This window comes from Streptomyces sp. NBC_00029 (genome assembly GCF_045160505.1).
Classification (GTDB): Bacteria; Actinomycetota; Actinomycetes; order Streptomycetales; family Streptomycetaceae; genus Streptomyces.
In genome coordinates this window covers 564,993-585,012 of record NZ_CP108292.1, presented here as the reverse complement: position 1 = coordinate 585,012, position 20,020 = coordinate 564,993, and the positions used below count along the sequence as shown (strand labels likewise).

Sequence of the window (20,020 nt, the reverse complement as noted above, 5' to 3'; positions counted from 1 at the left end):
TGACGGGGCTTCGGCTGCCGGGGCTTCGGCTCATCAGGCCTCGGTTCATCGGTCTGCGGCTCGTGGGTCTGTGGCATGTCACTCACATCCGGACCAGGTCGCGGCGGCGCGCGAGCCACACGAAGAAGGGGGTTCCGACCAGGGCGGTCATCACCGACACCTGGATCTCGCCGTGGTCGATGACCAGCCGTCCCGCGGTGTCGGCGCCGACGAGCAGGACGGACCCGCACACCATGGACAGGGGGAGCGACCAGCGGTGGTCCGCGCCGACGAGCATCCGGGCGGCGTGCGCGGCGATCAACCCCACGAAGGCGACCGGTCCCACGGCCGCGGTGGCCGCGGCGCACAGCAGCACCGCAACGGCCGCACTGGCCAGCCGGGCCCGCTCCACCCGGATGCCGAGCCCGCGGGCGGTCTCGTCACCGAGGCTCAGCAGGTTCAGGGTGCGCCCGAACGGCAGCGCCAGCACCAGGCCGCTGAGCGCGAACGGGAGTACCTGGAACAGGAATTGGCCGCGGCCGGTGAGCTGGCCCACCGACCAGAAGCGCAGGTGGGCGTAGACGGCCTCGTCGCGCACCACGAGCAGGGTGATCAGGGAGGACATCACCGCGGCGACGGCGACGCCCGCGAGGACGAGGCCGATCGTACTGCTGCCCGCGTTGGTGCGGGTGCCGATGAGGAAGACGAGGACGGCCGTCACGGCCGAGCCGGTCAGCGCCATCCAGAAGTAGCCCTGCACGCTCGAAGCGTCGAGGAAGAGGATCCCGAGCACGACGAACACCGCCGCGCCCTGCTCCACGCCCAGGACCCCCGGCTCCGCGAGCGGGTTCATCGTCAGTGCCTGCATGATGAGCCCGGAGGCGCCCAGGGAGGCCCCGACGGTCAGGCCCAGCAGGGTGCGGGGTATCCGCTCGGTCCACAGGACATCGCCGTTGTAGCCCTCCGCGCCGGGGTGCAGCACGATCCGCAGGATCTCCAGCGGCGATATGTCACGCGCGCCGAGGCCGACGCTCGCGACGGTCACGGTGGCCAGCATCAGGCCGGCGAGCACCACGACCACCGTGGCACGCGAGAAACGGGGCCTCGCGGGCGTCGGGGGGATCGTCGGTGCGGCCGGCGAAGCCGATTGCTTCATGGGTCTTCGGGTACTCCTCACCTGCTCAAGCTCGAAGTTAGGATAGCCTTACCAAAGCGGGGTCCGGTCCAATGCCGGAGGCGAACCGCTCACAATCAGGGGTCAGGAACACGGCCCCTGCGGCAGGGGGAGGACGTTGTGGCCGAGGCCGAACTGCGCACCGTGCGCGACGAGGGGGAGACCCGGGCGGACGCCGTGGTCGTGGCCGATGACGACTTCATCGCCGAGGGCGGACACCCTTTGCACGTCCACGAGTTCCACCAGTTCCTGCACGTACCGATCGGCCGGATCGTGGTCAGCGCCCTCGGCCGGGACTACGAGTTGTCCGCCTCGGTGGCGCTGTGGATACCGGCGGGCATTGCGCACAGCGCACGGTTCGGTGCGGACTCCGTCATCGCGGTCGAGGCCTTCGACGCGGAGCTGTTCCAGCTGCCGTACGAGGACGTCACCCCGATCAACATCACCGATGCCCAGCGCCGGCTGATCCTCGGCCGGATGCGCAGCACCCGCGCCGAGGACGACGACCCGGAGGTGTTCGCCGCCCTGTCCGCCGGACACCGCAACTGCCTGCCGCTGCCCCAGCCCACGAGCCACACCGCCGGCGCCGTGGCGCGGGAGCTGGCGCGGACCCCGAGCGACCCGCGTACCGCGACGGAGTGGGCGGAGAACCTCTACACGAGCTCGACCAGCCTGCGCCGGGCCTTCCGTGCGGAGACCGGGATGGCCTTCTCCGAGTGGCGCACCCGGCTCCGGCTCAACCACTCGCTGAGCCTGCTGGAACAGGGCCAGTTGGTCAGCGCCGTCGCCGCCCGGGTGGGGTTCGTCAGTACCAACGGCTACATCCTGGCCTTCCGCCGCCACTTCGGGCAGACGCCGGGCGCGTACGTGCGGAGCTCGCTGGACAGGTCGGCGTAGGAGGGGGCCCGGCGGCGCCCGGTCTCCGCCGGCCGGACGCGCCGCCGACCCGGCCGGTGCTCCCTGCGTGCGTGCGCCGTCGGCCTGCGCACACCACCGTCAGGCCGCCGTTGCGCCGGGTGCGCGAAGCGTCCGGCGAACGGCGTTGCGGAGCCAGTGGTGGCCTCCGTCCGCGGCGTGGCGGGGGTGCCACGCCATGCCGATCGCCAGTGGCGGCAGGGGCACGGGGATGTCGAGGAGGCGGAGTCCCAGGGCGGTGGCGGTGTCCGTGACGGGGGAGGGGGCATCGCCGGGGAGTGCGGTGGGGACGAGGCAGACGATGTCGCTGGAAGCGGCGAGATTCATCGCGGCCAGGTGGCTGGGCAGTACGACAGCGACGCGCCGGCGGAGGTTCCGTTCGGCCAGCGCGGCGTCCAGGGGACCGGTGAACCGGCCGCGGCGGCTCACCGCCACATGATCTGCGGCGGCGAGCCGGTCGGGGGTCAGGGCCCCTTCGGTGAGCGGGTGGCCGGGCCGGACGGCCGCCGCCATCCGAAGGGTGACCAGCTCCTCGATCCGGGTCTCGGGGTCCACGTGGTCGATGGCGCCGACCTCCAGATCGATCCGGCCGTCGCGCAGTGCCGATCCGGCTTCCAGTTCCTCGGACCGGAACCTCAACGAAATCCCCGGTGCCTCCTGCCGGGACAGCCGCGCCATGCCCGGGGCCAGCGCCGCGCCCACCAGGTCGGCCGCCTGGAGGGTGAAGGTGCTGCGCAGGAGCGCGGGATCGACGCCGGCGCCGGGGGCCAGCAGCACCTCCAACCGGTGTACCACCGCGGCCGTTTCCTCGCGCAGGGCCCTGGCGCGGGGAGTGGGGACCATGGCCTGGCCGGCCCGGACCAGCAGGGGGTCCTGGAGGATGCGCCGCAGCCGGGCGAGGGTGCGGCTCATGGCCGCGGGCGACGTGTGCAAGCGGGCGGCGGCGCGAGTGACGCTCTGCTCGGTCAGCAAAGCGTCCAGCGCGACGGCGAGATTGGCATCGATGACGGGCCCTGCGCTGCTGCTCATGGGAGTAATTCCATTTCAGGCAATGATTCCTTGCTGGAGTTCCCATTGTGGCAACATCTCGGTCCTCCACAGGATGAGGGTCGTCCCGATCCGTCACGACCCTGAGGTTTCCATGATCGTCATCACCGCTCCCACCGGGAACATCGGCAGCCATCTGCTGTCCCTGCTCCTGGAATCCGCCCCCGCCCACGGCGAGCACCTACGCGTGGTCGTACGCGACCCCGCCCGGCTGCCCGACGCGGTGCGCGACCGCGTCGAGGTGATCACCGGCTCGCACGGCGACGCCGAGGCCGTCGGGCGCGCATGCGAGGGCGCCGACGCAGTGTTCTGGCTCGTGCCCCCGGACGCGTCCCTGCCTCCCGAGGATGCCTACTGCGGCTTCACCCGGCCCGCCGCCAAGGCCTTCGTCGCCCACGGCGTCGGACACGTCGTCGGAGTCTCCGCGCTCGGCCGCGGCACCTCGCTCGCCCACCGCGCCGGCCTCGTCACCGCCTCCCTCGCCATGGACGACCTCATCGCCGGCACCGGTGTGGCCTACCGCGCCCTGGCCTGCCCGTCCTTCTTCGAGAACCTCCTCGAGGACGCCGGGTCGATCCGGGAGACGGGCGTCTTCACCGACGCCGTCGACGCCGGCCTCAAGGCCCCCCGGGCCGCCGTCGCCGACATCGCGGCCGTCGCCGCAGACCTGTTGCGCAGCCGTACATGGTCGGGCAACGAAAGCGTCCCCGTTCTCGGACCCCAGGACCTTTCCCCCGACGACCTGGCCCGCATCATGACCGAACAACTCGGCCGCCCCGTCCGCTACGAACGCCGGCCGCTGGAGGAGCTGTACACCGAACTCCTCGGCCACCGCCTCGACAAGGAGTTCGCCCAAGGCGTCGTCGACATGAAAAGGGCCAAGAACGAGGGCCTCGACGCCGGGGTCACCCGCACCCCGGCCACCGCGTCCCCCACCACTTTCCGGCAGTGGTGCGCCCGGACCCTGGCACCCGCAGTCCTCTCGGAAGGAACCCGTCATGCCCGCTGAGCGGAGCACATCGCCGGTCACGGCGTTCATGCTGATCAAGACCATGCCCGAGTGGCTCGCCATGACCCCCCAGGAGCGCGTGAACGCCTTCGCCACCGAGGTCGTCCCCGCGGTCAAGGCCAGGACGACCGGCGTCCGTTCGCGCTTCTACGACACGGAGTTCTACTCCACGCGCGTCACCGACGTCTGGGTCTGGGAGGCCGACGACCACGACGCCTACCAGCTCCTCATCGACGTGCTGCGCGAAACGCCCTTCTGGGACCGCTACTTCACGGTCGTCGACCTGCTGGTCGGCACCGAGAACGGCTACGCCCGCACCTACGGCCTCGAGCCCGTCACCGCCATCGTGACCTGACACCCCACCCGGCCTGCGACGCCGGATGTCCCCGGGCCCCGATCGGTCCGGGGACTCCGGCGCGCCCCCGCGGGCGGCCCAGAGCGACCCCGGCCAGTACCAGCGCCAGTCCGCACAGCTGCCGGCCCGTCAGTACCTCGCCGGCGACCGCCGTCCCGAGCAGGACCCCCGTGACCGGGTTGAGCAGCCCTATCAGACCGACCGTCCCGGCGGGCAGCCGGGCAAGGCCGGCGAACCAGGCGGCGAAGGCCAGTGCGGTGGCGACCAGGCCGACGTAACAGAACGCGAGGAAGGCCGACGGGGACACCGCCGGCGGGGCGCCCTCCACGGCGACGGCGACCGGCAGCAGGAGCAGGCCCCCGGCGGTGAGCTGCCAGGCGGTCGAGGCGAGCACACCGGCACCCGCGGCGCCGGTGTTCCACCGCTTGGCCAGGATGTGGCCGAACGACGACACGAGCACCGCCGCGGCCGAGGCCAGGACGCCCGGCACGCTGATCCCGCCGGTGCCCCCGAGCAGCATGAGACACACCCCGCCCAGCCCGATCACGGCGCCTCCCAGGTGGGCGGCGCCGGGCCGCTCGGACACCAGGAACCGGGCGGCGAGCATCATGACCAAGGGGGAGACCGCCATGACGGTGGAGGCCACGCTCGTCGGGAGCAGCTGGGAGGCGGCGAAGACGAGGACGAAGAACACGCTGACGTTGAGCAGCCCGAGCACGGCGGACCGGCCCCACCATGCGCCGCGCGGCCGCTGACGGCAGAACGCCAGCAGGACCAGGCCGGCCGGCAGCGCCCGCAGGGCGGCCCCGTACAGCGGGTGTCCGGCCGGCAGGAACTCATGGGTGACGAAGTAGTTGGCCCCCCAGGCCACCGGCGCCACTGCGGTGAGCGCCACCCAGCGCGCATTTGCTTCCATGGAAGGTAATATAGCTTCCATGGAAGCAACTGTCTCGTCCGCCGAGCACGACCCACCGCAGGACCCGCCCCGGGACCGGGTGGCCCGGATCCAGGCCGAATGGCGTCGCGAAAGGCCTGACCTCGACGTCACCCCGCAGGGCGTGATCGGCCGGCTGCACCGCCTCGCCGACCGGCTCGGCGCGGAACTGCGCCTCGTCTACGACCGTTACGGACTCGGGGAAGGGGAGTTCGACGCCCTGTGCGCACTGCGCCGCGCGGGCGAGCCCTTCGAGCGGGCACCGGGCGAGCTCGCCGCGCACACCATGGTCACCACGGGTGCCATGACGAAGCGGATCGACCGCCTGGAACGGGCCGGGCTCGTCACCCGCCGACGCTCCGACGACGATCAGCGCGGCCGGATCGTCGCCCTCACCACAGCTGGACGCGACCTCGTCGACCGGGCGTTCACCGACCACATGCGCAACGAACGCCGCCTCCTGGACCTCGTGACGCCCGAGGAGGCCGCGGCGCTCGAAACGCTGCTCACCGGCTGGCTCTCCCGCCTGGAGGAATGACCGTCTCAGGCCGTTTCCTCGTGCGGGAAGCGGGCGAGAGGGGCGTCCTGCTCGAAGAAGGTCTTGGCGCGGATCCTCGCCCGCTCGTCGTCGCGGACCTGGCCCGGCCGTGAGCCGTTGCCGAGCAGTACACCGCCGAACCGCATCCGCATGTAGGCCGCGGTGTGATGAAGGCTGGTCACAAGCCCGGCGGCACGGGTCTCGTCGTGGTCCGCCATGGCCGTCACCCCCCACAGGGTCCGGCCCGCCATCCGCTGCTTGAAGTCCGAGCCGGGCACCGTCAGCCAGCCCGACCAGTAGTCGAGGTACCGCTTCGTGTGCGCGGAGAGGGAGTACCAGTACAGGGGCGAGGCGATGACCAGGTCGGTCGCCTCCAGCGTGGCCCGGCGCAGGATCTCCTCGCTCTCCCCTGCCGTCCAGCCCTCGGCCTCGTGCCGTCCGTCCCGGAAGTCCGGCAGCGACAGCGCCTCCAGATCGATCCACCTCTGTCGAACCCCGGCGGGCAACTGCTCGGCGGCCGCCCGCGCGAGGATCTCGGTGTTGCCGCCGGACCGGGAGCTGCCGAGGACGAAGAGGAACGAGCGGTCGGTCATGAACATCACTCCAGAGGTGCGCTTTCGAGTCGGCGGAATGCCCGCGCTCAGCGGTGACGTTAGAGGTTGACATCAGTGTGAAGGTCAACCGGACGCAGAGGTACGGCACATGCTCATCGGTGAACTGTCCCGCCGCACGGGAGTCAGCTCCCGGCTGCTGCGCTACTACGAGGCCCAGGGGCTGCTCGACGCGGAGCGCGGCCCGAACGGGTACCGCGACTACACCGCGGATTCCGTGGCCGCCGTGCGCAAGGTCCGCGCCCTGCTGGCGGCGGGCCTGTCCACCGAGGTGATCCGTTCCGTCCTGCCGTGCGTCCGCGGCGAGGGGGTGCGGTTCGCCTGGTGCGAGGAGATCCGGACCGTCCTCGACGGTGAACTGGCGGCCATGGACGCGCGCATCGAGGGCCTGCGGCACAGCCGCGACACCCTGGCCTGCTATCTGGAACAGGCCTGAGCCCCGCCCCGGGATGCGGGGGCGGGGCTCAGGTCACCGGTCAGGGGTCAGACAGTGGCGGCCCGAGGCCGCTGCTCGCTCTCGCTCCCGGTCTTGCTCGCGGTCTGCGGCTGCGCCGCCCGGCTCCCGCGGGCGGGCAGGAGCCGGTCCAGGGCGAAGGCGCCCGGGCCGGTGAAGGCGAGCAGCAGGAAGGCCCAGCAGTACATCGCGGAGGACTCGCCGTGGTTCTGGATCGGGAAGAGCGCCTCGGCCTGGTGGGCCGTGAAGTAGGCGTACGCCATCGAGCCGGAGGCGATGAAGGCCGCGCCGCGGGTCCCGGCGCCGACCATCACCAGGGCGCCGCCGACGAGCTGGATCACCGCCGCGTACCAGCCCGGCCAGGCCCCGACGGGGACCGTGCCGCCGCCGTGCGCGCCACCGAGGACGCCGAAGAGGGAAGCGGCGCCGTGACAGGCGAACAAGAGACCGGTGACGATCCGGAAGAGACCCAGGGCATAGGGCTGGGCGTTGTTCAGACGTTCCGTCATGGGGAGATCCTTCGTTCGAATACGGGGACGTGGGGGGTGAGCGGGGGAGGACCTCAGGCGGTCCAGAGGGCCAGGGCGGCGACCCTGCCGGGGGGCACGGGCAGGTCGTACACCTGGTGTGCGGACGTACGCGCCGGCTCCGCGGCCGTGCCCACGTAGGGCAGCCGCGCGCCGTGCGACAGCCCCTGCCCGGTGGACTTCAGCACGGCCTCCTTGCGCGTCCAGCAGCGGGCGAAGGCGGCCGGCCGGGCGGACCGCCGCACGCCACGCACGGCTCCCGGTCGATGATGAGCCGGGCCGGCGGAGTCCCGAGGACCGTGCCCAGGATGTCGCGCAGGCAGACGTGCGCGACCAGGAAGCGGTCCACGTCCGCGAACCGGCGGAAGCCGTCCGCCCGCAGCGACTCGGCCCGGTCGAGCTCGCCCCGCCGCGCGGTGGCGGCCGCGGCGTTCTCCGCCACCGAGGCCGTCCAGACACGGGTCTGTCCGGGCAGGGCCACCGGCACGGGCACGGGGTACACGGGCGGCACGTGCGCGGCTGCCGGCCGCGGCCGTGCCCGGAGCGAGGCCGGTCTCACAGCTGCGCGCAGACCCGGTCGGCCGTGGTGACCACGGCGCAGCGGCCCGCCGCCCACTCCAGCGCCGTCCGGTGCTCGCGCTCGGAGAAGTCGGCGACGGCGTCCGCGACCACGAAGGCCCGGATGTCCTGCATCCAGGCGTCGCAGGCCGTCATCAGCACGCCGATGTGCGCGTACACGCCGGTGATGACCAGCTGGTCCCGGCCCATCGCGTGCAGCTGCTCCGCGAGGTCGGTCCGTACGAAGGCGCTGTACTTCCACTTGGTGAGCACCGTGTCTCCGGGGCCCGGGGCCACGGCGTCGGGGATCGCGCCGGCCATCGGGTCGGCGGGCAGGCCGGGCCCCCAGAAGTCCTGCTGGAGCCCGCGCTCGAGCGGACTCTGGCCGCCGGGCTGGGCGGTGTAGAACACGGGCACCCCGGCCCGGCCCGCCTCCTTCTTCAGTCGCGCGACCTGCTGGAGCATGCCGGTGACGGGCTGTGCGTCCGTGTCGAAGGCCGACAGGAAGTAGTTCTGCAGGTCGTGGACGAGCAGGACCGCGCGGTCCGGGTCCACCGTCCAGTCGACGCGGTTGGCCGGCAGCTCCTCGGCGGTCGGCAGCGGGTAGGGGGCGATGGCGGGCAGGGCCATGGGTTCATCCGTTCAGTGCTGATGGGGCGGTACGGGGACGAGGGCCGGGGCCTCGGGGGCGGCGGTGCGCAGGTCCCGTTTGGAGACCTTGCCCACGCCGGTCTTGGGGAAGGCGGAGACGAATTCCACCCGGTCCGGCACCTTGTACGCGGCGAGGCCGCGTTCCCGCACGAACTTCTTCACGGCGGCGGGCCGCAGCGCCTCGGCGCCCTCGCGCAGGATCACGTAGGCGCAGGTGCGCTCGCCGAGATAGGCATCCGGTTCGCCGACGACATTGGCGTCGTGGACGGCCGGATGGGCCAGGATGTGGTTCTCCACCTCCTCCGCGGCGATCTTCTCCCCGCCCCGGTTGATCTGGTCCTTGGCGCGCCCCTCGACCACCAGGTGCCCGGTCGGTGTCATCCGGACGATGTCACCGGTCCGGTAGAAGCCGTCCGGGGTGAACGAACGGGCGTTGTGCTCGGGCGCGTTCCAGTACCCGCGGATCGTGTACGGGCCGCGGGTCAGCAGATGGCCGGACTCGCCGGGGAGCACCTCGCGGTCCTCGTCGTCGACAATCCGGATCTCGTCGTCCGGGGAGATCGGCCGGCCCTGGGTGGTGACCACGGTCTCCTCGGGGTCGTCGAGGCGGGTGTAGTTCACCAGCCCCTCCGCCATCCCGAACACCTGCTGGAGCGTGCATCCCAGTCCCGGCCGCACCCGGCGGGCCGCCTCCTCGCTGAACTTGGCGCCGCCGACCAGCAGGACGTCCAGGCTGCTCAGGTCCAGATCGGTGCGCGCGGCGGCCTCCGTCCACAGCAGGGCCAGCGGAGGCACCAGGCCGGTGATCGTCACGCCCTCGGACTCGATCAGCGGGAAGGCGACGTCGGGCACCGGCTGCGGGCACAGCACCACCCGGCCCCCCGCGTACAGGGCGCCCAGCGAACCGGGCGAGGACAGCGGGAAGTTGTGGGCGGCGGGCAGGGCCACCAGGTACACCGAGTCCGCGTCCACGCCGCAGATCTCGTTCGAGCCCCACAGCGAGTAGATGTAGTCGTCGTGGGTGCGGGGGATCAGCTTGGGGACGCCCGTGCTGCCGCCGGAGAGCTGGAGGAAGGCGAGGTCGTGCGGGGCGGGCCCGTCGCCGAGGCCTCCGGCGGGTGCGTCGAGGGGGACCTCGGCCAGCGACGTGAAGTCGCCCGGGTCGGCGTCGGCGACGAACACCTGGCGCAGGCCCGGGACTTCGGCTCGGACCGCGGCGGCGAGCTCGCGGTAGTCGTAGCCGCCGTGCACGGCGGGAACGACGTAGGCCGCCGCTCCGGTGAAGGAGCAGAAGTAGGAGATCTCGGTGCGGCGGTGCGCCGGGAGGGCGAAGACGGGCAGGGCGCCGATCCGGAAGAGCGCGAAGACGACCTCGAAGAACTCGGCGGTGTTCGGCAGTTGTACGACGACCTTGTCGCCGGGGGCGATGCCGCGCGCCATGAGGCCCGCGGCCATCCGGTCGGCCCGCGCGTCGAGTTCGCCGTAGCTCCACGTGCGCCGGACCCCGTCCGGGCCGCCGGCCGGGTCCACGAGGGCGATCCGGTCGGGGTGGGCCGCGGCCCGCTCCCGCAGCACGGACCCGAAGGTCTCGCCCCGCCACCAGCCGGCCGCCCGGTAGCGCTCGGCGAACTCGGCGGGCCAGGGCTGCCAGGCGGGGCCGGCCGCGGGGGTGAGAGGCTCCAGGGGGTCGCTCACAGCTCGGCTCCGACCGCCTGCAGGAAGGTACGGAACTTCGCTGCGGTCTCCGCGGTCTCGGCGTCGGGCTCGGACGCGGAGACGATGCCCGCCCCCGCGTACAGGCGCAGCCGGTTCTCCTCGGCCTCGGCGCAGCGGATGGTGACGACCCACTCGCCGTCACCGCTGCCGTCCTCCCAGCCGATCATGCCGGTGAAGAAGCCGCGGTCGAAGGGCTCGGTCTCCTCGATCACCCGGCGGGCCACGTCGGTCGGGCTGCCGCAGACGGCGGGCGTGGGGTGCAGGCTGGAGGCGATCTCCAGTGCGGAGACGTCGGGTCGTGCGAGCATTCCGGTCACGGTGGTGGACAGGTGCCACATGGTGGCCGTACGGAGCAGAGTGGGCCGCTCCGGGACGTCGAGGGAGCTGCAGTACGGGGCCATCGCCTGGTGGACCGCGTCGACGACCACGGCGTGCTCGTGGAGGTCCTTGGCGGACTGGAGCAGGGCGGCGGCCCGGCGGACGTCCTCGGCGAGGTCCGCGCTGCGCGGGGTCGACCCGGCCAGCGGGTTGGAGATGAGCCGGTCGCCGCGGCGGGACACCAGCAGTTCCGGGCTGGCACCGAGCAGGTTGCGGCCGGGGCCGGTGGGGAGCGCGAAGGTGTAGCCGGAGGGGTCCCGGCGGGCGAGACGCTGGACCATGGCGGGTATGTCCAGGGGTCTGTCGGAGGCGAGTTCGAGGGTGCGGGCCAGTACGACCTTGCTGAACTCGCCCTGCCACATCCGGTCCACGGCTGTTGCCACGCCCTTGGCGTAGACGTCGGGCTCGGGGACGGACGCGATGGCCCAGCCGGTGGCTTCGGGACCGTCCGCGGGAAGGGCGATGAGCGGGTCCGAGGCGAGCGGCGGGCCGCTGCGCAGGAACTCCGGAACGACGAGCGCCGCGCGGGCGTCCGGGGCGAAGGGGATCGCGCCGATCACCGTGGGACAGGGGTGCCCGGCCCGCCGGGCCTCGGCCAGGGCCCGGGCGACGCGGTGCGGCAGGGGCTCGGCGGAGTGCGCGACCTCCTGGCGCACGCCCTCGGCCAGCAGGGTCCGGGTGGGTGTCGCGAGGAACCGCGATCCGCTGCGATAGGCGTCGAGCAGCGTGGTGGCGGCGCCGACGGAGGGGTGCACCGGATCGGCCGGTGCGGGGGGCGTGGCGACTTGGTGGACCGTCGGCACGGTGACTCCTCTTCAGGGTGGGGGCAGGTGCGGGCAGGTGCGGGCAGGTGGGTGCGGCCGGGCGGTCGCCGGCTGCGGAGGTCCGGGTGGTGCGCATGGCGCGGGTGGTACGCGAGGCGCATGTGATGCAGAGGGCGCGGGGATTGCGCGTCGTGCGCACGTGGCGCGCATGGCGCGGGGGAGGGCGCGGGCCGTGCTGCCGCGGGGTCAGCGCAGCGTGGCTCCGCCGTCCACGTAGAGGTCCTGCATGGTGATGTGGCGGGCCTGGTCCGACGCGAGGAACACGACGGCGTCCGCGATGTCCTGCGGGTCGGCGATCCGGCCCAGCGGGATCCCCGTCCGGTAGCTGGCGAGATCCCCGTCCAGCACCCGGGCGGACGCCTGCGGGTCCTTCCAGAGCCCCCACTGCATGGGGGTGTCCGTGGACCCGGGGGCGACGATGTTGCAGCGCACTCCGCTCCGGGCGTACTCCAGGCCCAGACACTTGGTGAACATGACGGCCGCAGCCTTCGAAGCCGCGTACGCGGACATGCCGGTGCGCGGGATTCCGGCCGCGTTCGAGGCGACGGTGATCACGCTGCCGGAGCCGCGTTCCGCCATGGCGGGAACGACGGCGCGGGAAGTGAAGAAGACGCCCTGGACGTTGACGGCGAAGGTGGCCGCCCAGTCCTCGTCGGTCAGTTCCGCGACCGGCGCGGCGCGCAGGATCCCGGCCACGTTCACCAGGATGTCGACCGGGCCGAGTTCCCGTCCGATCAGTGCGACGGTCCGCCCGACGGCAGCCGGGTCGGTGACATCGAGCCCGTAGGCGCGGACCGCGCCTACGCCCGCGGCCGGAACCCGGCCGGTCTGCGATCCGAGCTCCGCCGCCAGCGCGGTGACGGCCTTCGCCGAGACGTCCGTCGCGGCCACGGACGCGCCGAGGCGGAACAGCGTCCGGACGACGGCCTCGCCGATGCCCTGGCCCGCGCCGGTGACGAGCGCGACTTTCCCGGTGAAGCCGCTGGTCCCGGGGACGCCGGGCACACGGTGGTCGGACATGCCGCCCCTCCTCAAATCTTAGGTAAGCCTAACCTAATTAAATGCTGAACGGCACTACGCGGCGCGTGGGTTGTGACGAGGGCCTCGGCGCCGCTGCGGGTGGGGGCGCGACGGAGCGCCCCCACCCGCACCCGGGGGTCAGTCCCGGGGGTCAGTCCCGGGGGTCAGTCCCGGGCGCCCGGCTCGGGCGCGGCCAGCGCACGGGCCAGCACCGGACCGATCTCCGCCAGGACGCCAGGGGACATCAGGTCGTCGTGCGCGCAGTCCAGGACGTGCTCCTCGAGCCGGCCCCCCAGGTACGCGGGCCAGACCAGTCCCGGCGCCTCGTCCGCCGGAGTGGACCGGGCCGCCGTGAAGAACAGCACGTCACCCCGGTAGCGGAGGGTGCGGCTGCGCGACAGCAGCCGTACGCAGTGCACGTTCGTGTCGACGATCGCCCCCAGCAGCGCCTCGTCGAAGCCGGCCAGCAGGCCCTGGCTGTCGCGGATCGCGTCGACCGCCTCCGCCCGGTCCACCGGAGCATCGCCCTCCGGCGGGTTCAGTCCGGCCACCGAGAGCAGGAAACCGCTCTCCTCGCGCTCCAGGCGCTCGCGCCAGTCCGGCGCGTCGATGTGCGACCAGTCCTCGGTCTCCGGCGGGTACGCGTCGAGCAGCCCCAGGAAGGCGACTTCCTCGCCGCGCTCCTGGAGCAGCGCGGCCAGTGTCTGTGCCACGGTCCCGCCGAAGGAATAGCCGAGGAAGTGGTAGGGACCCTCGGGCTGGACGGTACGGATCTCATCGAGGTAGAGCTCCGCCAGAGCGGCGACATCGGCCACCTCGGGCTGCGCGCCGGCGAGCCCGGGCGACTGGAGCCCGTACACCGGCCGGTCCGCGTCCAGGTACCGCAGCAGGCCGGTGTACTGCCAGGCGAAGCCGGACGCCGGGTGGAAGCAGAACAGCGGCGCGGCCGTTCCCCTTTCCCGCAGCGGCATCAGCACCCGCAGCGCGTCCCGGCGGGCGTCCGACCCGATCCGAGCCGCCAGGTCCGCCACCGTCGGCGCGGCCATCACGGCGCCGACCTGGACCGGGGTGCCCAACTCCGCGCGGATCCGGCCGACCAGCCGCATGGCCAGCAGCGAATGGCCGCCGAGCTCGAAGAAGTTGTCCTCGGCCCCGACCCGCTCGAGGCCCAGCACGTCCGCGAAGATCGCGCAGAGCAGTTCCTCGCGGGCGTCCTTCGGCGCCCGGCCGCCGCCCGCGTCCCCGAAGTCGGGGGCGGGCAGCGCCGCCCGGTCCACCTTGCCGTTCACCGTCAGAGGCAGCGCCGACAGCTCCACGAAGGCCGACGGAACCATGTATTCCGGCAGTGCGGCCGACAGCCGGGCCCGCAGGGCCGCCGGTTCGGGGGCCTCCGCGGCCGACGCCACCGTGTAGGCGACCAGCCGCTTCACACCGGTCGGCCCCGTGTGGACCACCACGGCCGCCGCCGCGATGCCGGGCTCCGCCGCCACCGCCGACTCGATCTCGCCGAGCTCGATGCGGAACCCGCGGATCTTGACCTGGTCGTCGGCGCGCCCGAGGTAGTCGATCTGCGCGTCCCCGCGCCACCGCACCAGGTCGCCCGTCCGGTACATCAGCGTGCCGGGCTCGCCGAACGGATCCGCGACGAACCGCTCCGCGGTCAGCTCCGGCCGCCCGAAGTACCCGCGGGCCAGCCCCGCTCCCGCGAGGTACAGCTCACCGGCCACGCCCACCGGCACCGGCCGCAGCGCGCTGTCCAGTACATAGGCCCGGGTGTTGAAGATGGGCCGCCCGACGCAGGAGGCGGCGCTGTCGTCCACGTCGGCGCCCAGCGCGTTGATCGTGTACTCGGTCGGGCCGTACAGGTTGTAGCCCATGGTGCCCTCGGTACGCTTCAGCAGCTCCCACAGGCCGTCCGGCACCGCCTCGCCGCCCAGCAGGAACAGCGTCGGCCGGTGCCGGTCCGCGTCCAGCAGACCCGCCTCGACCAACTGCAGGCCGTACGAGGGGGTCACGTTGACCACGTCGATGCCCACACGGTCGTAGTGCGCGGTCAGGGCCGCCGGGTCCAGGCGCAGCTGCTCGCCGATGACGTGCACCTCGTGCCCGTCGACCAGCCAGAAGAACTCCTCCCACGACATGTCGAAGGCGAAGGACACGGTGTGCGCCACCTTCATCCGGCGCCCGCCCGCCAGCGCCACCGCCGGAGCGAAGATCCGCTCGCGGTGGTTGAGGAGCATGTTGGTCAGACCCGAGTAGGGGACCACGACGCCCTTGGGCCGTCCGGTGGAGCCGGAGGTGTAGATGATGTAGGCGGGGTGCCGGCCGTCCCGGACGCCCGCCAGCTCCGACTCCGCCAGGGGTCCCTCCGGCAGCGCCGCCAGCTCGGCCACCACCGCCGGGTCGTCCAGCAACAGCGCCGGTACGCCCTCCACCACCGGCACCCGGTCCGTCACCGGGGCCGTCGTGATCAGGCACAGCGGCGAGGCGTCCTCCACCATCGCGCCGAGCCGGTCCACGGGGTGGTCGAGGTCCAGCGGGAGATAGGCCGCGCCGGTTTTCAGTACGGCGAACAGCGCGACCACGAAGTCCGCCGACCGGGGCAGGCCCAGGGCCACCACGACCTCCGGCCCCGCACCCCGCGCCACCAGGGCGCGCGCCAGCCGGTTGGCGCGTGCGTCGAGCTCCGCATAGCTCAGCCGACGGCCCTCGAAGACCAGGGCCGTCTCCCCGGGGGTACGGGCGGCCTGCTCGGCGAACAGGTCGATCACCGTGGTGTCCGGGACCTCGTGGCCCGTGTCGTCGCCGGTCGCGAGCAGTCCGGCCCGCTCCGCGGTCTCCAGGGTGACCAGCCGGCCCACCGGGACCGCCCCGCCGTCGGCGAGCTGCTCCACGAGCAGCGCGAGCCGGCCCGCCAGGTGCCGGGCGGTGGCCTCGTCGTACAGGTCGGGCCGGTAGCCGAGGCTCAGTTCCAGGGCCGGACCGGGGGTGACCGCGAGGGTCAGCGGATAGTGGGTGCCGTCGACGCTGTGCGTCCAGCCGATGGCGTGGGCCGCCACCGCCTCCTCGCGGGCCGCGTCGTTCAGCGGGGTGTTGCGGAAGACGTACAGGGTGTCGAAGAGCTGCCCGAGCCCCGTCAGTTGCTGGATCGGTCCGAGCCCCACGTAGTGGTGCGGCAGCAGGGCCGCGTGCTCGCCCTGCACCCGCACCATCAGCTCGCGCAGCGGCTCGTCGGGGCGCAGCGCGACCCGGAACGGCAGCGTGTTCATGAACATGCCGATCATCTGGTCGACCCCGGCGAGATCCGCCGGACGGCCGGAGACGGTGGCACCGAAGACCACGTCGTCGCGGCCCGTCATGCCGGCCAGCGCCATCGCCCACGCCGTGCTGAGCACGGTGTTGAGGGTCACCCCGCAGCCGCGCGCGAAGGCACGCAGCCGGTCGCTGGTGTCCACGTCCAGGGACAGGTCCACCACCTCGGCGGTCACCGGCTGCCGGTTCGGATCGGCGCGGGCCACGAGCGTGGCCTGGTCCAGCCCGGACAGGTGGGTGCGCCAGGCCTGCTCGGCCGCGTCCCGGTCCACGGCCGACAGCCAGCGCAGGTAGTCCCGGTAGGGGGTGACGGGCGGCAGCACGTCCTCGGAGCCGCCGTGCCCGTACAGGGCGAACAGCTCCTCGAAGAACAGCGACTCCGACCAGCCGTCGGTCAGGATGTGGTGCTGCGTCACGCACAGCATCCAGCGCTCCGCCGAGAAGCGGATCAGGGCCACGCGCAGCAGAGGCGGGGCCGCGAGGTCGAACCGCGTCGCCGCGTCGGCCAGGGAGAACTCCCGCAGCGCCTCGTCCTGTGCCGCCCGGTCGAGATGGCTGAGGTCGATCTCCCGCCAGGGCAGCTCCCACTCGCCCGGCACCACCTGCACCGGGCCGTCCAGACCCTCGTGCCGGAAACCGGACCGCAGATTGGGGTGGCGCCGCAGCAGGGTGTCGAAGGCGGCGCGCAGGGCGGGCCCGTCGACGGCGTGCAGCAGCTCGACGAAGTTCTGCATCAGATAGACGTCGAGCGCCCGGTCGTCGTAGACGGCGTGGAAGTACAGGCCCTCCTGCAGCGGTGCCAGCGGCAGGACCTCCGCCACGTGCGGGAACACCGCGGCCAGCGCGGCCTCCTGCCCGGCGTCGAGGGTGACGAGTGGACCGGCCGACGCCGGGTAACCGCCCCCCTGATCCCCGGCGTTGCGGGCCGCGGCGGCCATCCGCTCGACCGTCCGCTGCTCGAAGACATCGCGCGGTGTGAGGACCAGGCCCGCCTTCCGGGCCCGGGTCACCAGCTGGATGGAGACGATGCTGTCCCCGCCCAGTACGAAGAAGTCGTCGTCGATCCCGGCCGAGGCCAGCCCCAGCACCTGCGCGAAGACGGCGCACAGCGCCTCCTCGCGGGCGTCGCGGGGCGGGCGCGAGCGCGCCGCCGTGCCCAGCTCGGGCGCGGGCAGCGCCGCCCGGTCCAGCTTGCCGCTGACGTTCGTCGGGAGGGAATCCAAGGCCACCACGGCCGCCGGGACCATGTAGTCGGGCAGTACGCCGGCCAGCGCCTCCCGGAGCGCCGCCCCCGCGACCGGGCCGGTCACGTAGGCGACCAGCCGCTTGACCCCGGGCGTGTCCTCGCGGACCACCACGGCAGCGGAACCGACACCGGGCAGCGCGGTCAGGGCCGACTCCACCTCGCCGAGCTCGATCCGGTAGCCGCGGATCTTCACCTGGTCGTCGGCCCGCCCCAGGAACTCCAGCTGCCCGTCGGAGCGCAGCCGTACGAGGTCGCCCGTACGGTACATCCGCGAGCCCGGCGGACCGTACGGGTCGGCGACGAACCGCTCGGCGGTCAGCGCGGACCGGCCCAGGTACCCGCGGGCCAGACCGTGGCCCGCAAGGTACAGCTCACCGGGGGTGCCGGCCGGCGCGGGCCGCAGCGCGGAATCCAGTACGCGGGCGGCCGTGTTCCCGATGGGCCGTCCCACGATCGGGGTGGCCGAGTCGGCAAGGTCGGCGCCGAGCGCGTCCACCGTGTACTCGGTGGGCCCGTACAGGTTCACCGACATGACCCCGGGCGCCGAGCGGACCTCGCTCCACAGCGACTCGGGAACGGCCTCGCCGCCCAGCAGCAGCAGCCCGGGCCGGTGGTGCGAGCCGCTCAGCAGCCCCCACTCCAGGAGGGCTCCCGCGTAGGTGGGGGTCACGTCCATGGCGTCGATCCGGTGTTCGCGGACGTAGCCGACGGTGAACTCGGCGTCGCGGCGTCCGATCTCGTCCAGGACGTGCAGCTCGTGCCCCGAGACCATCCAGAACAGCTGCTCCCACGAGGTGTCGAAGCTGAAGGAGGCGGTGTGCAGGGCGCGCAGCGGCCGCCCGCCCGCAGCCGCCACGGCCGGGGCGAAGACGTCCGCGACGTGGTTGGCGTACAGGTTCGCCAGACCGCCGTGGGTCAGCACGACCCCCTTGGGGCGGCCGGTGGAACCGGAGGTGTAGATCACGTAGGCCGGGTGGCCGGACTCCGTGCGCGGCGGACGGAAACCGGCGCCGTGCGAGGCGAGTTCCGCGGTCGCCTCCGCTGAGTCCAGGACGATCCGGGTGGGTCCGCCCACGGTCTCGGCGGGCAGCAGCGCGAGCGCCGCCTCCGTGGTCAGCACACACACCGGCGCCGCGTCGTCCAGCATCAGAGCGATCCGGTCGGCGGGGTAGTCCAGGTCCAGCGGCAGGTAGGCAGCGCCCGACTTCAGGACGGCCAGGATGGCCACCACCGACGCGGCCGAGCGCGGCACGGCCAGCGCCACGACGGACTCGGGTCCGGCGCCGCGCGCGGCGAGCAGCGAGGCCAGCCGGTCCGCCCGGTCGTTCAGTTCGGCGAAGGTCAGCCGGTCGGGGCCCGAGACCACGGCGCAGGAGTCCGGGGTGGCGGCGGCCTGCTCGGCGAACCGGTCGGCGACCGTACCGTCGGCCACATCGCGCGCGGTGCCCGCTTCCGCGGTACGCAGCTCCGCGCGGTCGGTCGCGGTCAGCGGCTCCAGCGTCCCGGCCGCCCTGCCGGGGTCGCCCGCGACCTGGTCCAGCAGCGTGGTGAACCGCTCGGCCACGCGGGCGACGGTCCGGGCGTCGAAGAGGTCCGGCCGGTACTCCAGGGCCAGCTCGACCCGCTCGTCCAGGGACACCGAGAGGGTGAGCGGGTAGTGCGTGCCGTCCCGGGCCTCGACCCCCGTCACCCGCACCCCGTCTGCCAGCGGCGCGCGGGTCGACGGGTCCACCGGGTAGTTCTCGATGACGACGAGGGTGTCGAAGAGCTCGCCGCCGCCCGCCTGCTTCTGGATCAGGCGCAGGCCCAGGTGGTGGTGGGCGAGCAGGGCGTTCTGCTCGTCCCGGAACCGTCTGAGCAGGTCCGCGACGCTTTCCCACGGCCGCGCCGTGAGCCGCACCGGGACGGTGGTGATGAACAGTCCGACCATCGACTCGACGCCCGGGAGCTCCTCGGGCCGGCCCGCGACCGTCAGCCCGAAGACCACGTCCCGGCGGCCCGTCAGACTGCCGAGCAGCAGGCCCCAGACCGCCTGGATCACCGTACTGGGCGTGGTGCCCAGCGAGCGCGCCGCCGCCGTCAGCCGGGCGGTGGCCGCCCCCGACAGCTCCACGCGGTGCACACCGGGCCGCACCGCCGTACGGGACGGGTCGGCCGGGGCCACGAGCACGGCCTCGTCCAGCCCGGCCAGCGCGGTCCGCCAGGCGCCCTCGGCGGCCGGGACGTCCTGCGCCTTCAGCCACTTGAGGTAGTCGCGGTAGGGGCGTACGGGCTGCTGCGCAGAGGCGTCGCCGTCGCTCTCGTACAGCGCGAGCAGGTCCCCGACCAGCAGTGGCATCGACCAGCCGTCGACCAGGATGTGGTGCACGGTGACCACGAGCAGGTGGTCGCCTTGGCCCCGGCGCACCAGCAGCAGCCGCAGCAGCGGCGGCCGGTGCAGCTCGAACCGGCGGTCCAGCTCGGCGCGTTCCGCCCGGCGCACCGCGGCCTGCGAGGGGTCGGCCGACAGGTCCGCCCGGCCGAGCGAGAAGGTCACCTCGGCCGGCACGAACTGCACCGGCTGGGGCACCCCCTCGTGCCAGAAGCCGGCCCGCAGGTTGGGGTGGCGGCGCAGCAGGGCGGCGCCCGCCCGCTCCAGCCGGTCCGCGTCCACGGGGCCGGCCAGCGACACGGAGACCTGCACCGTGTACACGTCCGGCGCGCTCGCGTCGTAGACGGAATGGAACAGCATGCCCTGCTGCAAGGGGGACAGCGGAAGCATGTCCTCTATTC

The 20,020-nt window shown here is 73.1% G+C and carries 17 protein-coding genes; 5 read left to right on the top strand and 12 right to left on the bottom strand.

Translation table 11 applies throughout. The features are described from left to right. Positions 1 to 82 precede the first annotated feature (82 nt). A complete protein-coding gene (locus OG753_RS02850; protein ID WP_405786959.1) occupies positions 83 to 1,135 on the bottom strand; it encodes a FecCD family ABC transporter permease in 1,053 nt (350 codons plus the stop codon). Between the two features lie 138 nt (positions 1,136 to 1,273). Between OG753_RS02850 and OG753_RS02845 the strand changes: the two genes are divergently transcribed. Continuing rightward, positions 1,274 to 2,050: an AraC family transcriptional regulator gene (locus OG753_RS02845; RefSeq protein WP_405786958.1), complete on the top strand. Its 777-nt coding sequence runs from the start codon at positions 1,274 to 1,276 to the stop codon at positions 2,048 to 2,050. A 99-nt stretch (positions 2,051 to 2,149) separates the two neighbouring features. Here the strand turns inward: OG753_RS02845 and OG753_RS02840 are convergent, their stop codons facing one another. Continuing rightward, the gene (locus tag OG753_RS02840) at positions 2,150 to 3,097 is read right to left on the bottom strand and encodes a LysR family transcriptional regulator (protein ID WP_405786957.1); all 948 of its coding nucleotides are present in this window, start codon (positions 3,095 to 3,097) and stop codon (positions 2,150 to 2,152) included. A 112-nt stretch (positions 3,098 to 3,209) separates the two neighbouring features. Here OG753_RS02840 and OG753_RS02835 point away from each other — a divergent pair, with 112 nt between their 5' ends. Together OG753_RS02835 and OG753_RS02830 are read left to right on the top strand one after the other, a co-directional pair. Then, entirely contained in the window at positions 3,210 to 4,124 is a 915-nt protein-coding gene (locus OG753_RS02835) for an NAD(P)H-binding protein (protein ID WP_405786956.1), read from the top strand. Continuing rightward, a complete protein-coding gene (locus OG753_RS02830; RefSeq protein WP_327260486.1) occupies positions 4,114 to 4,479 on the top strand; it encodes a darcynin family protein in 366 nt (121 codons plus the stop codon). The genes OG753_RS02835 and OG753_RS02830 overlap by 11 nt, the downstream gene beginning before the upstream one ends. On the opposite strand, the gene OG753_RS02825 is transcribed toward OG753_RS02830, so the two are convergent. Then, entirely contained in the window at positions 4,460 to 5,395 is a 936-nt protein-coding gene (locus OG753_RS02825) for an EamA family transporter (protein WP_405786955.1), read from the bottom strand. The genes OG753_RS02830 and OG753_RS02825 overlap by 20 nt on opposite strands. Before the next feature lie 19 nt (positions 5,396 to 5,414). On the opposite strand from OG753_RS02825, the gene OG753_RS02820 reads away from it, so the two are divergent. Then, entirely contained in the window at positions 5,415 to 5,951 is a 537-nt protein-coding gene (locus OG753_RS02820) for a MarR family transcriptional regulator (protein ID WP_327260484.1), read from the top strand. Positions 5,952 to 5,956: 5 nt separating this feature from the next. On the opposite strand, the gene OG753_RS02815 is transcribed toward OG753_RS02820, so the two are convergent. Beyond that, on the bottom strand, positions 5,957 to 6,550 hold the full coding sequence (locus tag OG753_RS02815; protein ID WP_405786954.1) for a flavodoxin family protein: 594 nt from the start codon (positions 6,548 to 6,550) through the stop codon (positions 5,957 to 5,959). A 103-nt stretch (positions 6,551 to 6,653) separates the two neighbouring features. Between OG753_RS02815 and OG753_RS02810 the strand changes: the two genes are divergently transcribed. Then, positions 6,654 to 6,998, top strand: coding sequence for a MerR family transcriptional regulator (locus OG753_RS02810; RefSeq protein ID WP_327260482.1), 345 nt, complete (start codon positions 6,654 to 6,656; stop codon positions 6,996 to 6,998). Between the two features lie 47 nt (positions 6,999 to 7,045). Here OG753_RS02810 and OG753_RS02805 read toward each other — a convergent pair whose 3' ends face one another. From OG753_RS02805 to OG753_RS02770, 8 genes are all read right to left on the bottom strand, one after another. Further along, entirely contained in the window at positions 7,046 to 7,525 is a 480-nt protein-coding gene (locus OG753_RS02805; RefSeq protein ID WP_405786953.1) for a DoxX family protein, read from the bottom strand. A 53-nt stretch (positions 7,526 to 7,578) separates the two neighbouring features. Next, entirely contained in the window at positions 7,579 to 7,788 is a 210-nt protein-coding gene (locus OG753_RS02800; protein WP_405786951.1) for a 4'-phosphopantetheinyl transferase superfamily protein, read from the bottom strand. Beyond that, a complete protein-coding gene (locus tag OG753_RS02795; protein WP_405792983.1) occupies positions 7,725 to 8,045 on the bottom strand; it encodes a hypothetical protein in 321 nt (106 codons plus the stop codon). The genes OG753_RS02800 and OG753_RS02795 overlap by 64 nt, the downstream gene beginning before the upstream one ends. A gap of 53 nt (positions 8,046 to 8,098) precedes the next feature. Next, on the bottom strand, positions 8,099 to 8,731 hold the full coding sequence (locus OG753_RS02790) for an isochorismatase family protein (protein ID WP_327260479.1): 633 nt from the start codon (positions 8,729 to 8,731) through the stop codon (positions 8,099 to 8,101). A 12-nt stretch (positions 8,732 to 8,743) separates the two neighbouring features. Next, positions 8,744 to 10,447, bottom strand: a complete 1,704-nt coding sequence (locus OG753_RS02785; RefSeq protein ID WP_405786950.1) for a (2,3-dihydroxybenzoyl)adenylate synthase — start codon at positions 10,445 to 10,447, stop codon at positions 8,744 to 8,746. Beyond that, positions 10,444 to 11,649, bottom strand: a complete 1,206-nt coding sequence (gene dhbC / locus OG753_RS02780; protein ID WP_405786949.1) for an isochorismate synthase DhbC — start codon at positions 11,647 to 11,649, stop codon at positions 10,444 to 10,446. Before dhbC ends, OG753_RS02785 begins: the two co-directional genes overlap by 4 nt. A gap of 207 nt (positions 11,650 to 11,856) precedes the next feature. Then, positions 11,857 to 12,690 carry a 2,3-dihydro-2,3-dihydroxybenzoate dehydrogenase gene (locus OG753_RS02775; protein ID WP_327260476.1) on the bottom strand — a complete coding sequence of 278 codons (834 nt, stop codon included), beginning with the start codon at positions 12,688 to 12,690 and terminating at the stop codon, positions 11,857 to 11,859. A gap of 164 nt (positions 12,691 to 12,854) precedes the next feature. Then, on the bottom strand, positions 12,855 to 20,009 hold the full coding sequence (locus OG753_RS02770; RefSeq protein ID WP_405786947.1) for an amino acid adenylation domain-containing protein: 7,155 nt from the start codon (positions 20,007 to 20,009) through the stop codon (positions 12,855 to 12,857). Positions 20,010 to 20,020: the final 11 nt, after the last annotated feature.